Genomic DNA, 16,033 nt, shown 5'->3' on the forward strand with positions numbered 1-16,033 from the left:
TATTTTCTTTCCGATTCAAAGTAGACAATGTAACTGCGCATACTTTTAATCGTTTTTTTCGTCACTTAACTTAGTCTAATATATATTGAAAAGAGGTAATAAAATGGCGCGCAAAACAAATAAGACCGCCCACGTCCTAAACCTTATATCAAAGGCTAAAGATGAACATCAGGCTATGGAAGATCAAATGCAAATCGATAGTACAGGTTCTGATGTTTCCAAAGATCTATTGTTTATGGGCATTGAACCTACCAATGATAAATCCATATCGGATAAAATAAATGAAAATCTTGAAGCAATTGTGGACCAAGGAGAAGCCATAGCTCCAAATGAAACCACCCTGCCACAGGCAGTAAATGAGGACCCTCCACAAGAAGAAGATAAACCCGTACAGGAAGAAAGCCTTGTACAAGAAGAACCGACCATGCAAGAAACGACCGAAGCAACTCAAATGGATACTGGGGAAAATACTACCCTAGAAACTGATTCCAATAAAAATGCAACGAAAAAAACCATAGAGGCTGGATTTTCTACTGAGGGAATTGAGGAAATTGAAAACAAACATACGGAAACGACAGATGCAATCCATACACATTCTGAAAAATCAGATAATGGTCACGCAGAAACAGAACATTCAGGTATGGAGGGGTTTGAAGGGTTAACTTTCCAAGAAGCAACACCATCCATCGTGGCATATGAGGCTGCGCCTTCCGATGAGATTCCTCAGGAATTACCTATTACCACCCCACCCGAGCCTAGGTATTATTACATCAATGTGTATGAGTGCCTAGTAACAGAAAGAATCGAGGAGTTTCAATCTATGTTTGACGTTTGTACTTGCCAAAGATGTACCGCTGATGTTATTGCATTGACATTAACGAATTTGCCAGCCAAGTATATTGTTTCCGAAAGCAAAAGATCAGTTCCCTTGCTCAGTTATTATAGAGAAAAATTTAAATCCTCCGTTACTGCTCAATTATCTAGTGCTTGTATCGTAATAAAACAAAATCCCCATCATAAATAAATAAGACTATAAAAAGCAGACACATAGGCGTCTGCTTTTTTTGTATACACCCATTGAAATTGGTATATTTTCGTCTTTATTTTGTTTTTCTTCTTTCCAGCAAATGATCTATTACCTCAACCAAATTGCCGATTTCAGGCTTACTGATTTGCTCATCTGCCCCAAGTTGTTTCCCTTTTATGTATAATTCTTCATTAATCAGTGAGGAAAAAATGACAACCGGTATTTGTTTTAGGCTTTTTTCACCTTTAATTAGTTTGGTTAATCTGTGCCCATCCATGGCTGGCATTTCAATGTCAGTAATTACCAAGGATACTTTTTCTTTCACACTATTTTCTTCTACTGTAGCCTTTAAAAAATCCCAAGCCTCTTGCCCATTATCAAACTTGGTAATGTTTGTAAACCCAGCTTGCTTTAAACAATCCAAAATCATCTTTGATAATAATACAGAGTCCTCCGCCAAAATAATTGGTGTGTTGTTTGGTTCTCGATGACCCAGTTTGTTTATATCGTCAGCTTGTATCCCTGTTCGGGGGGCAATTTCCGCCACTATCTTTTCAAAGTCCAGAATAACTACTAGGTTTCCATTGATTTCAGTAATCCCCGTAGCTACTCCTTCTTCGCCGCCGCTAACAGTGTTGTCTGGCTTTTGAATATCGGCCCATGAAAGTCTAACAATGCCCTCCACGCTATCTACACGAAAAGCAATGTGCATTTTGTTAAAATTCGTTACAATAAAGAGGTCTCGGCCTCCTTGAGATGCATCCTCACCAAACAAATATCTAGCAAGGTTAAATACTGTTATTACTGTTCCCCTCGGTTTAAAAACACCTTCTACAACAGGGTGAGCCAAGGGCATCGGCGTAACAGACTCTGACACCATAATTTCTCGTACCTTTGCTACGTTAATGCCATAGAGTTTTCCGTTTACTTTAAACTCCATTATTTCTATTTCATTTGTCCCTGACTCAAGTAAAATTCCGGTCCTGTTTTTTTCGCCCATATGTATTCCTCCATAAATTGTAGTTCTTCTTAATGATACCGAAAACTACATCAATGATTTTATGAAAATATCTTTCTATCATAATACCATAAATCCCTACTAAAAGACCAATTTAAAATACAATTTCTTTTCTACCAAAGGATCTTATGTTGCCTTGTCCATTGCTACAATCAAAAACCAAAGTTCTTGCATAGTTCGCCCCCACATCCTCGCTAACAATAGGAATCCCTTCTTCCTTTAGCGTTTGGCGAACACTTTCTATGTTTCGTTGTCCAATATTTCCCAAGGACCCACCCCCAGGAATATCAAACATTTTAGCGCCCCCTGCAATTTTTGCAATTAGACGCCTTTTAACAGCACCGAAAACTTCCATTTTTTTAATTGTTGCACGTATGCCTGAATCGGCAAATTTGTAAACATTCGAATCCGCAGTATTTTCCAGTCTTTTAGGGAGCATAACATGTACCATTGCTCCAACTTTTGCAATAGGGTCATATAAACAAACCCCTACACAGGAGCCAAGAGCGTATGTAATCAATCGCCCTTCCATTCTGGTAAACTTCATATCCGCAATACCTACTGTAATTTCTTTACCCATTAAAAACACCCAGCTTATTTAATAAAAAATTTAGTGACTTAATATCAGGTAACATGATTAAATTACTCGTCATCTCACCACCGTTATAGATAAATTTCCCATCCACTATCATTATTTTATCAGTGACATATCCATACTCTATCATAGGTACGGACATAATGCCACCCAACATATTGATTGTCATAGCAGGAACAGAAAGATTGATTGATATATTGCTTAACTGAGACACCGCATTGGCATAAGAGGAAATGATAATATTGCTTACCTCTGCGATTGCAGATGCCCGAAGCTCATCGATATCCTCAAAGCCTTCAATTTTACCCAGAGAAAGACGTTCAAAAACAATATTAACAAAATCCAAGTCTAAGAGATAAAGCATAATTCCACTAAACTCTCCTGTCATATGCACCAATACTGCAGCGACAATTTTTTCCGGTCCTCCTAAAAACTCAATTACTGGATTATACTCCATAATTTTCACTTCCGGCAAAGACATTGCTATTTTAGCGGACAACGTATTCGAAAGTGCTGTCGCTGCGTTTCCTGTTCCGATGCTGCCAATTTCCCTAAGCATATCTAAGGCAAATCCATTCATTTCCTGATAGCTATTGATTTTCATAGTCTCACCAACCATTTAAAAGTTTAATTGTTCTGTTATCTTAAATTATTAATTAAGTTTTGAATTTCATCTGTTGTTTGTACCATTCTAAGGGAGTATTGGTACGCTCTTTGCGCCTCAATCACCTTAGTAAATTCCTTAGAAATATCTACGTTTGAACCTTCAAAACTACCCCTTGTTACATTCGCATCTGACAAAAAAGGTGCTCCATTTTTTTCAACAGGAATAAAATTACTGTCGCCCACGCTCAACATACCATCCGTACGAAAAAAGTCAAACACAGCGGGCTGAGCGTCTTCAAGGGCTACCGCCTCCCCCTCCAAAGGGCTACCGTCCTTGCCTAACTCTATGGCTTCATCTGTCACAGGACCATTCGTACTTCTAATCTTAATTGGGTTTCCATCCCTGTTTAGTACGAAATAGCCCTCCTTAGAAGCCAAGTAAAAACTATCACCTTTTTCAGCCAAAACAAAGTTTCCGCTTGTGGTATAGTATTTTTCTTTAGTTTGTGGATTTTGCAATCCGAAAAATCCTCTGCCCTCAATGGAAAAATCCAACTGAGAACCTGGATTTACACTACCTTTTTCAAAGGACGTATTGGTTTTGTCAGGTTTTGCACCACTACCGCATTTTACGTCAGACTCGGCACCATCTCGCCCTGCCATGTTGTTATAAACCAAATCAGAAAAGCACAGGCTTTTTGCCTTATATCCTGCTGTACCAATATTTGCAATATTATTTGCAGTTACATCCATTTTTGTTTGCTGGGCAGATGCACCCACTTTGCCGGTATAAAATGACATTTGCATAAATACATTTCTCCTTTGCACCCATAAGATAACGGTAAAAGCAACTGAATTTGAAGATTCCTTTTTAATAGCATAATCTTCCCTAGACTCTTTCTTTCTTCCAAATGTACTCATTTGGCTTGTACCATGCCTTTATTTAAGAATCACTCCTGCCAAAAAAACCTCTTTATATCCGTTATACTTTGCCAATTTCCGTAGCCGCCTTAGCAGCCATCATATCGTACATTTTTAAAACCTGAGCCGCACTTTGCAAGGAACGCTGGCTCACCAGCATATCCGTCATTTCTTGAACAGGGTCCACGTTTGAAGTTTCAACATACTTCCACATTACCGTAGAGTCTGCAACCCTCCCTTGTCCACCGCCGGTAAAAACACCGTCACCAACCTTAGTTAAATTATCATAGTTATCAAAATCCATGATTCTAAGCTTGGAAATTAAGTTGCCTGTGCCGTTATAAATACTTCCATCTTGCTCCACTTGAAAATCATCGGTCGTAATACGAATCAGGCCATTGCTGCCATTTACCCTTCCAACCCCTTGAAGCATCAGATACCCTTCGTTATCAAGGCTAAAAGAACCGTTGCGGGTATATACATTCTCTCCCTGACTTTGCACTTCAAAAAAACCTTTTCCGTTTATTGCAAAATCCAAGGAGCCGCCTGTTTGCTCCCAAGCACCATCAGCAAGATCCGTTACCGTTTCGTAAGGCACAGTAATCATGGAAGAGTTGCCTAAAGGATCGCCCTCTGTTCCCAAGATGTTGTTGGCTGTTCTCGCCATCACCTCATCTTTAAAGGTTCCAGAGACCATGGTGTCTGACTTGTAACCACTGGTGGAAACATTGGCCAAGTTATTACTGATAACATTTAAATTCTTGTTGTGCGTAAGCATACTGGATGATAAATTATAATATCCTTTAAACATTTTATCCCTCCCCAAGACATTACTCTTGTAAAAACAACCTTAGTTTTCTTAATGCATTCGAATGTATTTGTGAAATTCTAGGCTCGCTAACCCCTAGAACAGCAGCAATCTCTTTCATATTCAAATCTTGAACATAATGCAGGGAAACCACAAGCTGCTCCCTTTCTCTCAGGCTTTCTAGACCCTTTTTTATTTCTCGTTCCAATTCCAAGTTATCCAAGTGATACTCGGGCATACTCTCTCTATTGGTACTCATAACTTGATTATTCACTCTACCGTTGCCAACCTCCTCCAATAACATCTCGAAGGAAAGGACATTCATCACATTTGTTTTTGCCAAATCATCCAAATATTTTTGAACAGTAATATTGAGATGATTCGCCATTTCTTCATCTGTAGGCATTCTACCAAGCTGGATAAATAACTCGTTTGTAGCATTATCAATATCCTTAGCGGCCTTACGAACGCTTCTTGGAACCCAGTCATTTTTTCTTGCAATATCAATGACCACGCCTCTCACACGCTTGGAAATATAACTTTCAAACTTCACGTTCATGTCTAAATCGAATTTATCAATGGAATTCATTAAGGCAAGAACGCCTTCGTTTACGATGTCTTCCACCTGGGTAAAGTCACTATACACGCCACGCATTTGAATGGCAACGGCCTTAACAATATGTATATATCTTAAGACAAGCTCATTTTTTATTTCCAAATCGCCGGATACTTTATATTCGGCGAACAATTCTTCATTTGTCATTTCACTGAGTTTTTTCTTCAATATCATTCTCTCGGCTCCTATGTTATAACACAATATTTCCAATTGATTGAATTTGAACATTATTTGCTATTTCGTTAAAGGAAATTACACTAACATTGGGATAGAATTGCTCAATTAAACGATAGAAATAAACTCTGACCACATGACTTGTTAGTATTACAGGCTTGTGGGAGATGTCGTTGAACTTTTTCACATTTTCCGCCACCTGCATCAATACCTTTTGCAAAACATCAGGGCTTAGAGAAAGATATACGCCTTGTTCGCTTTTCGCCATGCTTGATACAATCACCTTCTCCAACTCCGCATCCAGCGTAATTACCTTCATTTGACCTGCCTCACAGTACTTGCGTGTAATGGTTCTCTTTAAGGCAACCCTAATATTTTCAGTAATCATGTCGATATCCTTTGTTACCGAAGAAGAATCTACAATGGTTTCGATAATAGTTACCAAGTCTTTAATAGGCACACCTTCTTTTAGAAGATTTGACAAAATCTTTTGGAAGCTACTATAGGATACGATATTGGGAAATGCCTCCTCAACCAACTCGGGAATCGTTGCTTTTACATTTTCAATGAGCTGCAATACTTCCGTTCTGGATAAAAGCTCATAAGCATGTTGAGAAACCACTTCTGACATATGAGTCAACATAACAGATAAGGGGTCAATTACGGTATAACCATAAATTTCAGCCAACTCTTTGTTTTCAGGTAAAATCCATCTACTTGGTATACCATAAGCAGGTTCAATTGTGTCAATCCCGTCAATTTCACCCATGGGATCCGATGGTTCAATGGCCAGATAATAGTCTACGAGAATTTCCCCTGTTGCAATGACCTCTCCTTTTATTTTTATAGTATATTCATTAGGATTTAGAGAGGCACTATCTCGAAGGCGAATGGATGGGATAACAAATCCCATGTCTTGGGCATACTGCCGTCTAAAAATAACAATTCTATTGATTAATTTACCTCCGCCTGCATCGTCCACCAAAGGAATTAGGCTATACCCAAACTCCATTTCGATTGGTTCCACATTAAGCAAAGAATAAATATTGTTTACATCTTTATAATACTCCTCTTCCGAAGGCATTTCTTGGGTATATTGGGCTTCCACTGCTTGTGCCTCATTGGCAATGGCTAGTTTCATATTTCTTTGTACATAAAAACCTAATGAAAGCAGCATTGCTGAGGTTAACAACAATGGAAGGGTAGGCGTTCCAGGAACTACCGAAATCATAGCTACAAGAGCGCCACCAATGATAATTGCTTGTGGCTGGGCTAAAAATTGGGTGGCCACATCGGTGTTTAAACTTCCGTCGGAAACTGCTCTGGTAACAATCATACCCGTAGCAGTTGAAATTAAGAGAGCGGGAATCTGGGAAACCAAACCATCCCCAATGGTTGCAATGGAATACACCTGCAACACGTCGGCAAAGCTCATGCCGGACTGTACCAAGCCAATGATAACACCTGCACCAAAGTTGATTACAGTGATGATGATGGACATGATGGCGTCGCCCTTTACAATCTTTGTGGCACCATCCATGGCTCCATAAAAGTCCGCTTCTTTTTGGATTTTGTATCGTCTGGTTTTTGCTTCTTCTTCTGTGATAAGACCGGAGTTTAAGTCGGCGTCGATTGCCATCTGTTTCCCTGGCATAGCGTCCAAGGTAAACCTTGCAGCAACCTCAGCAACACGCTCGGCACCCTTGGAAATAACGATAAACTGCACAAGTACAATAATCACGAATATAATTGTACCTACTACCACGTTCCCCTGCAAAACAAAGCTACCAAAGGCCGCAATGACCTGCCCTGCGGCACCCTCTTTGGTCAAAATTAATCTGGTTGAAGATATATTTAAACCAAGTCTGAAAAGGGTTGTGATCAAAAGCAGTGAAGGGAAAATAGAAAACTCCAATGACTCCCTAATGTTCATTGTAATCAGCAAAATAATGAGGGACACAGATATATTAATAATAAATAACGTATCCAATACAAAGGGATTTAACGGAATAAGTAACAGTAATACAATTAATATTACAAATAAGGATACTGAATTTTGTAATAACTTTTTCATATCTCACACCATTTCGATCTATATCAACTTTTTATTTTTCAACTTATACACATAAACCAAAATTTCCGCAACGGTTCCATAGAAATCTGCGGGTATTTCTTGGTTTATGTCGGTAGTAGCAAAAATCGCTCTAGCCAGCGGCTTATTTTCAAGGACATAAATATCATTGTCTTCCGCCGCCTTTATAATTCTAAGGGCAACCTCATCTTGGCCCTTTGCCAAGAGGATGGGTGCACCATCTTTTTCAAAATCATATTTTAGAGCAACGGCAAAGTGGGTAGGGTTTTTAATTACAACGTCGGCATCGGGTACTGCCTGCATCATTCTTGACATTGCCATTTTACGCTGTACCTCATTAATTTTACTTTTTATCTGAGGATCCCCTTCCATTTGCTTGTACTCTTCTTTTAATTCATGTTTGGACATCTTAATTTGACGTTCATATTCCCACCATTGAAAAAATAAGTCAAATACAGATATGGCTATAAAAGCTAAGCATATCTTAAAAACAAGGGACATTGTCAAGTCCATTAGAACCACACAGGATGGGGAAACATCCATTTGCGGCGTTCTTGAAATCGTCAATAAACTATCGGTAATAAAAGAATATAGTATTGTAATAAGAATTGCAATTTTTATGATTCCTTTGATAACATCAAATAGACTTTTTAAGGAAAACAGTCTCTTTATTCCCTGAAGGGGATTGATTCTGTTAAATTTAGGTTTTAAGCTATCTACAACAAATAGCGGTTTTGTTTGTGCCACTGTTGCAATGATAGAGAGTGAAACTGAAATTAAAATTACGGGGGCCACAATCTGTATGAAGGCAAGCGTTGTTTCCTTTGTTAGCACCATGACAAAATCATCTGTAATGTCCGACTTGGTTTGGGCATAACCAAAAGCCTTATAAATAAAAGTCTTTATGTTGGCTATCATTTGAGGGAACAGTATTTTTAAAGCAAAAAAAGTACCAATTAAGGATACAACGGTAACAATATCTTTACTGACTAAAACATTACCCTTCTTTCGCTCGTCTTGCCTTCGCTTGGGCGTGGCCTTTTCGGTTTTGGAATCGCCCGCCAATGTTCTCCCCCCTTATTTCGGAAACCTTGCTTTGTACGGGAAAAATCGTTTTCAAATAGCCTAAGAAATTCCACTTGGGCCATTTACATTTTTCATTAGAGACATTGACGTAAGCATAAAATGTTGGATTTATCTACCCCATTAGGCTTAAAATATCCCTTACGCTATCCACCATCAAAACGACTAGTTGATTTAAAAAATCAGCCATAGGTGAGAAAATTAAAACGAGAGTCATTAACCCAACAAAGATTTTAAGCTGAATATCCACAACAAAAACATTGATTTGGGGAATCGCTTTCATTAGAATACCCATCCCCACAGCACATAGAAACTCGATGGCCACAATGGGGAATGCCATTTTTAATGCTAGTTCAGAACAAAAGATAAATGTATCTAGTACTGCTTGGGCAACATCCTGCCCCAGTATAACTTGTCCATAAGGAATCACATTGCTGGAGTTCAATAAAATATTGATGATTGCCAAATGAGCATCCGTAGCAAAGAACAAAAACATAAATAAAATATTGTAATATGTAGCACTTAAGGCAATAGAAGCATTACTCTGAACATCAAATATTTTTGACATGGATAAACCAAGTTCCATATCAATAAATTCACCGGCAAAAATAATTACGTACAGAAATAGGCTAATCACAAACCCTAATGCAAACCCTGCGGAGAATTCTTTGAGCAGCACAAAGCCATATTCAAACATTCCCGAAAACTGCATTTGCTGTTGGGGCAAAGAAGTAAACACAATCATGGTTAAAGCAAGAACCAGTCCGGATTTCACAATACCAGGAATATTTCTTCTCCCAAATATAGGGTTTAGGAAAACAAACCCTGCCATTCTCATTAATACTAATGAGAAGAATACAAAATTATTGAAATAATCCATCTGTTCTAGCCTCCGAAATTACATTCAAATACAAAATGTACTTCCCTTATTGTTCTTCTTCGCTATAATATGCATACCTCTATATTATTATAGCCATATATGTCGATTTAAGTAAAGGCTTGCCCTGAGACTATATTTTCAGGCTTTTAAAGCATAAGTTTAAACACCTCATACAAAAAATCCTGCAAAGTTTCAAGCATCCATGGCCCACAAATTAAACAAACAATAACAATCAGTAAAACCTTTGGTACGAAAGTAATAGTTTGTTCATGAATCTGGGTTGCAGCCTGTATGATGGATATGAAAACACCAACAATCATACTTAATATAAGGATTGGCCCGCCAATTTTCATTGCCACAACAATGGCGGAACGCATGATATCTAAAGCTTCTCCATTGGTCATATCGTATCCTCCTTACTAATTAAAGCCTTTAATCAATGTAGAGAATAACAACTGCCAGCCGTTTACCGTAATAAACAACAAAATCTTAAACGGTAATGAAATCATAGCCGGCGGTAACATAATCATACCCATTGACATAAGTGTACTGGACACTACAATATCGATTAGCAAAAATGGGAGGAACAGTAAGAAACCTATGATAAATGCCCTTTTCAACTCACTTGTGATAAAAGAAGGAATCACAACCGTTAATGGCAACTCCTCATAATTTTCCCTCAACTCTTCCCCTGAAAATTCCATAAACATATCCAGGGTGTCCACTTCCGTCTGTTTCAACATAAAAGTTTTCATAGGGACAGAAGCTCTGTCTAATGCCTCTTGGGCAGAAATTTGTTCGTTTTTATAAGGTATGTATGCATTTTCATTTATCTCTGTCAACACAGGAGACATGATAAATAAAGTAAGAAACAAGGAAATACCAACCAAAACTGTATTCGGTGGTGTTTGTTGCAGCCCCAATGCATTTCTTAAAAATGACATCACGATGATGATTCTGGTAAATGATGTCATCATAATGATAATTGAAGGTAGCAGCGAAAGAACAGTAATCATCAAAAACAGCTCTAACGACTGCAGTTCGCCACCATTTATATTTATAAAAGCTTCATTCATGATAAACTCCCTCATAACTTAAAATACATACATCCAATTCATACTATCCCTATGAATTCGCCTATTTATTTCTTTCTATTTACAAAATATTGGGACAAAACATCTTTGAAGTCATGCTCCTTATACGCCGAAAAGTGTTCCGGTGTTTGAAACATTTCTTCGTCCATGTCGTCTAACTCTTTGATAAGCCCAATTCCATTTGGGGATAAGGATAACAAATAATAGTGTTTTTCCACCTTCAAAATCACAACTGACTTATCCTGAGTTATTGGAAGGCGATCAACAATTTCCATGTGCCGCGAAGCTCTAAATTTCGTCGTCTTTGTTCCAACATATTTTGTAAACCAATAGCTCAAAAAAAGAATCAATATTACGGTTAAAAAAGTGAGAAAAATCATAAAAAAATCTTCAAAAATTAGACTCTCCTCCTCCCCTAGTTTAACCAAGCACAGTTGTAACTGTCTTTAAAATTCTATCAGGTTTAAAAGGTTTCACGATGAAATCCTTTGCGCCTGATTTAATTGCTTCAATTACCATAGCTTCCTGACCCATAGCCGAGCACATAACAACATTTGCATTGGGATCCATTTGTTTGATTGCTTTTAAAGCCCCCAAACCATCCATGTTGGGCATGGTAATATCCATAATTACTAAGTCTGGCTTAACCTCTGTATATTTTGCTACTGCCTCCACGCCATCAGCTGCTTCATATATATCGGTATACCCATTCTTTGTTAGTGCATCTTTAATCATCATTCTCATAAAAGAGGCATCATCAACTAGTAAAATTTTAGACATTTTTAATCAATCCTTCCTTTTCCTTTTTCGTCATTATATCTTTCTTAAAACCTCAGTTACACGAACACCAAAATTATCATCCACGACAACAACGTCGCCCTTTGCAATACATTGACCGTTTACATAGATATCTACCTGCTCGCCAGCAAGCTTGTCTAAAACGATTAGGGACCCTTTATTATATTCAAGAATTTCCCGAACATTTTTCTTGGTACGCCCAATCTCCACGGAAATTTCTAAAGGTACACCTAAAATCAAGCCAAGATTCTCTGCACGCTCTTGAGAAACCCCTTCCCCTTGGTTCTGTAACTCCGCATTAGGTGTTACATTGATTACCTTGGGCTGTGCACTAACAGCAGGTGCTTGGGGTGCAAAGCTGGGTTGTGGAATAACAACATTCGCTGCTACCGGCGGAATCTCTACCGGTGGCGGTGCTGGCTGCACAGGCTTCACTTCTACTTTGACAGGCTCTGGCTGTACATCGGCATCTGCATCGCTTTGGAAACTTTGAGATAACAGTTTTTCAATTTCTTCTTGAGACATCATTCTGTTAGAATCCTCCGACTGGGGCGGGTCCATGAATCTTTCAAATTCCATTGCTTGAGGCTCTACCACTGGAGTAGCTTCTTCAGCTTTATCTGCTTCCGTTTCCCCACCCAAACCAAAACAAGACAGCATTTTCCTAGCCAAATCAACTGTCATGATATTCAAAAACTCACTTTCCAGTGCCTCTTCAACCTTCAATGAAAATCTGACCACCACCATCGGCTCATTTTCCAGTAAGTACTTTTCCGAAAATTCTGCAACAGTATTAATCTCAAATGAGTTTGGTGTGGATATGTTAACGGGTTCTCCTAGCAATTCCGCTAAAGCGGTGGAGGATGCCCCCATCATTTGATTCATAACTTCGCATATTGCGCTTAGGTTTATTTCATTCAATTCGAATTCGTCATCTGGAATTTCCATTCCCATTAAAATTTCAACAATTATCTTAACATCATGTCTTTTTAGGAGCATGATATTGTTACCGCTTAAACCTGAAACATAGGTAATCTCAACGCCAACTGCCGGCTCCATATAGGAAAACTCAAAACTTTCTTTGCTTGATATCATTACATTGGGTACGGTAATATCAACCCTTCTATCAAGCATAGTAGAGACGGCCGTAGCGGATGCTCCAAGACTTATATTAAGAATTTCACCGATAGCGTCCATCTCTAAAGAATTAAAAACTTTTTCTTCCATATCTATAAATCTCCCCCCTTTTAGCTATTCTTAATGTTTATCTGTTTCACTTATTCTCACAGCCAAATTTTTATTCTGCATACCTAGTTTACCATGAAACCAAATATTGTCTTCAACAAAAACATCGACATATGAGTCTTGGGGTCTATTCATATTTATAATGTCTCCCTTTTTCAGATCGTAAATATCTTGCAGCATAACAGTTGCGTCACCGATTTTAGCCGTTACTTCTAAATTAGAGTCCTTTATAAACTCGAAAATATTTTCAGAAGTTTTATCCTCCCCGCTTCCAGTAGCCCTGGCATTGGAGGGTCTTTTCGTTTCCAGAATTCCAAAAATATTCGTTAATAATGAACTTGGAATACAAATATTAATTTTTCCTACTACATCATTAATTGCTACTTCGATCACCACAATAACCACTATCTCATCCATGCCGATTTCTTGAACCAACCCATGGGATGTTTCAACTTTTTCAATCTCAAAATTCAAGTCCAGGTAGTTGGACCACCCGTCCTTCATTACTGTAACCAAATATTTTGCTATATTCTCGTAGAGTAAGATTTCTATATCCGTATACTCATATGAGGAAGAAACATCATGGGGTTCTTCCCCCTTCCCCCCCAGCATACGATCAATCATGCTAAGCATTAAAGGGGCCGTTATATGCATATATACCATACCGTTACTCTCTTTACTTTGCAATGATACATTAATCAAAGTGATTGCATCATTGTCAGAAAGCGCATTGCTAAATTCGTAGTAGCGCTCTTCTTCCACAGTAATAAGGGATACCTGGCTAGATGCCCTGAGCAAGCTGTTTAGTCTGGAAGAAACTAATCTGCAATAATTCTCATGGGTGTTTTTTATAATATTTAGTTTGTCCTTAGTATACTTCTTCGGACTATAAAAATCGTATTTGCGGTATTTCTCGCCAGGTTCGCTATAAGACTTACTCTCTACGTTGCCTCCGCCGATAACAGAAGCGAGAAGCTCATCTATCTGACTCTGGCTTAATACTTCAGACATTTATAGTATTCACCCCTACCCTTAAAAATTTGGCCTCTGGCCTTGCTCCTCTAACAAAAGCACTCAAAAAAATGCGTTTCGTTCTCATTTACTAAGTGTTGTTTCTCACTTTTTACTAATTTTGTGTTTGGCTGGTATCAATGCCATATACTTCATTATAATAGTTATCCAGCGTTCTCACAACACTATCATTTTTGGTAATTATTATTTCTACACGCCTATTTTTCGCTCTGCTCTCCCTTGTCTCAAAAGAACTGCATGGCCGAAACTGACCAAACCCGCTAGAAACCAATTTTTTGGGCTCTATAATATTCTTATTTTGAATATATACTAGCACTTCTGCCGCCCTGTTTGATGATAAAAATCGGTCGCTTTCAACTTCGTTGGGCACAGTTGGACTTGCCTGGGAAGTATGCCCCAAAACTTGAATTTCACTAATAGAATCACTGATATCCTCTAAAGCATAACACAATTGGTCAAGCACTTCTTTTCCTTCACTCTTCAGTTCATACCTATCACCATCGAAAAAAATGTTGTTTGTAAATGTGATAAATGTAAAACCATCTCCCCTTGAAACTTCAACATCAGCATCTATGCCCTGTGTTTCAACGTACTTGGATAATTTGTAATACAGCTCATCAAATTCATCATCGAAACCACCCTCTACGTCGTAATTTCCCAAACTCCCACTAGAACTTTCTACAATTTGGCTGACTTCTCCTTCCGGAGGGTTAAAGCTCTTTACAATTTTTTCCCACTTTGCACTATCAACGGAAGACATGGAGTAAAGCAATACAAAGAAACATAGCAGAAGCGTAACCATATCGCTATAGGTATTCAACCAGTCGTTGGAAATGCCTTTTTTACGTTTTTTCATCGCCATCACCTTCACTAAATCAAACTAACACTATCAGTACTTACTTTTCAGCCTCTACTACCTTTGTTTATTATTCGTCATCATCTGATGAGTCACCCTTACCCTTTTTCTTTTTTCCGCTTCTTTCATATTGAGGCAAATATGTAATCAGCTTTTCCTTTAAAAAGCTAGGATTTTCACCTGCTTGGATTGCCAAAATTCCTTCAATGATGATTTTCCTGCATAAGAGTTCCTCATCACTTCTTACCTGTAATTTTTTTGCAATTGGCATGAAAAATAAATTTGCTAATACCGAACCATAAAAAGTTGTAATCAATGCGATACCCATGTTGGTACTAATACCATCGGCACCATCCTCCATATTCATGGACATCAACATATTTACCAAACCAATCAAGGTACCCACCATACCAAAAGCAGGGGCATAACTGGCGCCTTTTTCATAAAATTCAATAATCTCACTATGCCGTTCCTCAATATGATCCATGGTGTTATTTAAAATTTCATTCACCTGCTGCGGTGTTGTTGAGTCGACAATTAACATTAACCCCTCTCGAAAAAATGGATCCTCCATAGCGCCAGCTTTTTCTTCTAACGCAAGAAGACCATTTTTACGAGCGATGATAGCCAATTCATATAACTGATCAATAAATTCCATGGGGTTATAAGGATTTTTCAATAATATTTTCAATTGTTTCGGCAATTGTTTCAGTATTCTAGCAGGGTAACTTGCAAGCAGGGCCGCTAAGGTCCCCCCCATAACAATCAGCACACTTTCAGGATCCCAAAAATTCCCCAGATTCTCTACCTTTATACCGAATAAAACAAGTACCATTCCAAATATGATTCCTATAAACGTTGTTAAGTCCATAATATGCCTCCAAAATCCATAATCCTAATGAACTAATTAAGTTTCTCAAACCTAGGGTTTATGTTCAGAGAATGAGTCAGTATCAAATATTCAACTGCCTTTTGAATAATTTCATCCGGCGTTTCTCTTACTATATAAAAACTAAAATTATGTAAAATTACCTTTGACTCCGGAATACACTCAATTGCAACAATTTGCTCGCAATTTAAAACAAATTTTTCTCCATTAAGCTTCGTTAGTCTTATCATAAAACCCCTCCCGATATGTCCATCGCTGCTAAGCTAATTACGCCGACATTGGTTATATATAACATCCCC

The 16,033-nt window shown here is 38.2% G+C and carries 19 protein-coding genes; 1 reads left to right on the forward strand and 18 read right to left on the reverse strand.

Going from position 1 to position 16,033, the window contains the following annotated elements:
* Positions 1–103: 103 nt before the first annotated feature.
* On the forward strand, positions 104–1,024 hold the full coding sequence (locus RBQ60_RS14245) for a late competence development ComFB family protein (protein WP_307884340.1): 921 nt from the start codon (positions 104–106) through the stop codon (positions 1,022–1,024).
* 76 nt (positions 1,025–1,100) lie between these two features.
* On the opposite strand, the gene RBQ60_RS14250 is transcribed toward RBQ60_RS14245, so the two are convergent.
* From RBQ60_RS14250 to RBQ60_RS14335, 18 genes are all read right to left on the reverse strand, one after another.
* Positions 1,101–2,027, reverse strand: a complete 927-nt coding sequence (locus RBQ60_RS14250; RefSeq protein ID WP_307884341.1) for a chemotaxis protein — start codon at positions 2,025–2,027, stop codon at positions 1,101–1,103.
* A gap of 112 nt (positions 2,028–2,139) precedes the next feature.
* Positions 2,140–2,625: a chemotaxis protein CheD gene (locus RBQ60_RS14255; RefSeq protein WP_307884342.1), complete on the reverse strand. Its 486-nt coding sequence runs from the start codon at positions 2,623–2,625 to the stop codon at positions 2,140–2,142.
* A complete protein-coding gene (locus tag RBQ60_RS14260; protein ID WP_307884343.1) occupies positions 2,618–3,244 on the reverse strand; it encodes a chemotaxis protein CheC in 627 nt (208 codons plus the stop codon). The genes RBQ60_RS14255 and RBQ60_RS14260 overlap by 8 nt, the downstream gene beginning before the upstream one ends.
* Before the next feature lie 35 nt (positions 3,245–3,279).
* Entirely contained in the window at positions 3,280–4,053 is a 774-nt protein-coding gene (locus RBQ60_RS14265) for a flagellar hook-basal body protein (RefSeq protein ID WP_307884344.1), read from the reverse strand.
* A 175-nt stretch (positions 4,054–4,228) separates the two neighbouring features.
* Positions 4,229–4,978, reverse strand: coding sequence for a flagellar hook-basal body protein (locus tag RBQ60_RS14270; RefSeq protein WP_307884345.1), 750 nt, complete (start codon positions 4,976–4,978; stop codon positions 4,229–4,231).
* Positions 4,979–4,997: 19 nt separating this feature from the next.
* The gene (locus RBQ60_RS14275; protein ID WP_307884346.1) at positions 4,998–5,765 is read right to left on the reverse strand and encodes a sigma-70 family RNA polymerase sigma factor; all 768 of its coding nucleotides are present in this window, start codon (positions 5,763–5,765) and stop codon (positions 4,998–5,000) included.
* Positions 5,766–5,781: 16 nt separating this feature from the next.
* Complete coding sequence (flhA, locus tag RBQ60_RS14280) at positions 5,782–7,839, reverse strand: flagellar biosynthesis protein FlhA (protein ID WP_307884347.1); 2,058 nt, start codon at positions 7,837–7,839, stop codon at positions 5,782–5,784.
* An 18-nt stretch (positions 7,840–7,857) separates the two neighbouring features.
* Positions 7,858–8,922, reverse strand: a complete 1,065-nt coding sequence (gene flhB / locus RBQ60_RS14285) for a flagellar biosynthesis protein FlhB (RefSeq protein ID WP_307884348.1) — start codon at positions 8,920–8,922, stop codon at positions 7,858–7,860.
* Positions 8,923–9,055: 133 nt separating this feature from the next.
* The gene (gene fliR / locus RBQ60_RS14290) at positions 9,056–9,820 is read right to left on the reverse strand and encodes a flagellar biosynthetic protein FliR (protein WP_307884349.1); all 765 of its coding nucleotides are present in this window, start codon (positions 9,818–9,820) and stop codon (positions 9,056–9,058) included.
* Between the two features lie 146 nt (positions 9,821–9,966).
* Positions 9,967–10,224: a flagellar biosynthesis protein FliQ gene (gene fliQ / locus RBQ60_RS14295; RefSeq protein ID WP_307884350.1), complete on the reverse strand. Its 258-nt coding sequence runs from the start codon at positions 10,222–10,224 to the stop codon at positions 9,967–9,969.
* Between the two features lie 15 nt (positions 10,225–10,239).
* Positions 10,240–10,896 carry a flagellar type III secretion system pore protein FliP gene (gene fliP / locus RBQ60_RS14300; protein WP_307884351.1) on the reverse strand — a complete coding sequence of 219 codons (657 nt, stop codon included), beginning with the start codon at positions 10,894–10,896 and terminating at the stop codon, positions 10,240–10,242.
* Positions 10,897–10,961: 65 nt separating this feature from the next.
* The gene (locus RBQ60_RS14305; protein WP_307884352.1) at positions 10,962–11,189 is read right to left on the reverse strand and encodes a flagellar biosynthetic protein FliO; all 228 of its coding nucleotides are present in this window, start codon (positions 11,187–11,189) and stop codon (positions 10,962–10,964) included.
* A gap of 145 nt (positions 11,190–11,334) precedes the next feature.
* Positions 11,335–11,694, reverse strand: coding sequence for a response regulator (locus RBQ60_RS14310; protein ID WP_307884353.1), 360 nt, complete (start codon positions 11,692–11,694; stop codon positions 11,335–11,337).
* A 33-nt stretch (positions 11,695–11,727) separates the two neighbouring features.
* Complete coding sequence (gene fliY / locus RBQ60_RS14315) at positions 11,728–12,939, reverse strand: flagellar motor switch phosphatase FliY (protein ID WP_307884354.1); 1,212 nt, start codon at positions 12,937–12,939, stop codon at positions 11,728–11,730.
* A gap of 30 nt (positions 12,940–12,969) precedes the next feature.
* Positions 12,970–13,968 (reverse strand): flagellar motor switch protein FliM, encoded by a 999-nt coding sequence (locus tag RBQ60_RS14320; protein ID WP_307884355.1) that lies wholly within the window; start codon positions 13,966–13,968, stop codon positions 12,970–12,972.
* 115 nt (positions 13,969–14,083) lie between these two features.
* Entirely contained in the window at positions 14,084–14,845 is a 762-nt protein-coding gene (locus RBQ60_RS14325; protein WP_307884356.1) for an OmpA/MotB family protein, read from the reverse strand.
* Between the two features lie 70 nt (positions 14,846–14,915).
* A complete protein-coding gene (locus RBQ60_RS14330; protein ID WP_307884357.1) occupies positions 14,916–15,716 on the reverse strand; it encodes a motility protein A in 801 nt (266 codons plus the stop codon).
* 32 nt (positions 15,717–15,748) lie between these two features.
* A complete protein-coding gene (locus RBQ60_RS14335; RefSeq protein WP_307884358.1) occupies positions 15,749–15,964 on the reverse strand; it encodes a flagellar FlbD family protein in 216 nt (71 codons plus the stop codon).
* Positions 15,965–16,033 lie beyond the last annotated feature (69 nt).

It is taken from the genome of Anaerotignum sp. MB30-C6 (assembly GCF_030908465.1).
In the GTDB taxonomy this organism is placed as follows: domain Bacteria; phylum Bacillota; class Clostridia; order Lachnospirales; family Anaerotignaceae; genus Chakrabartyella.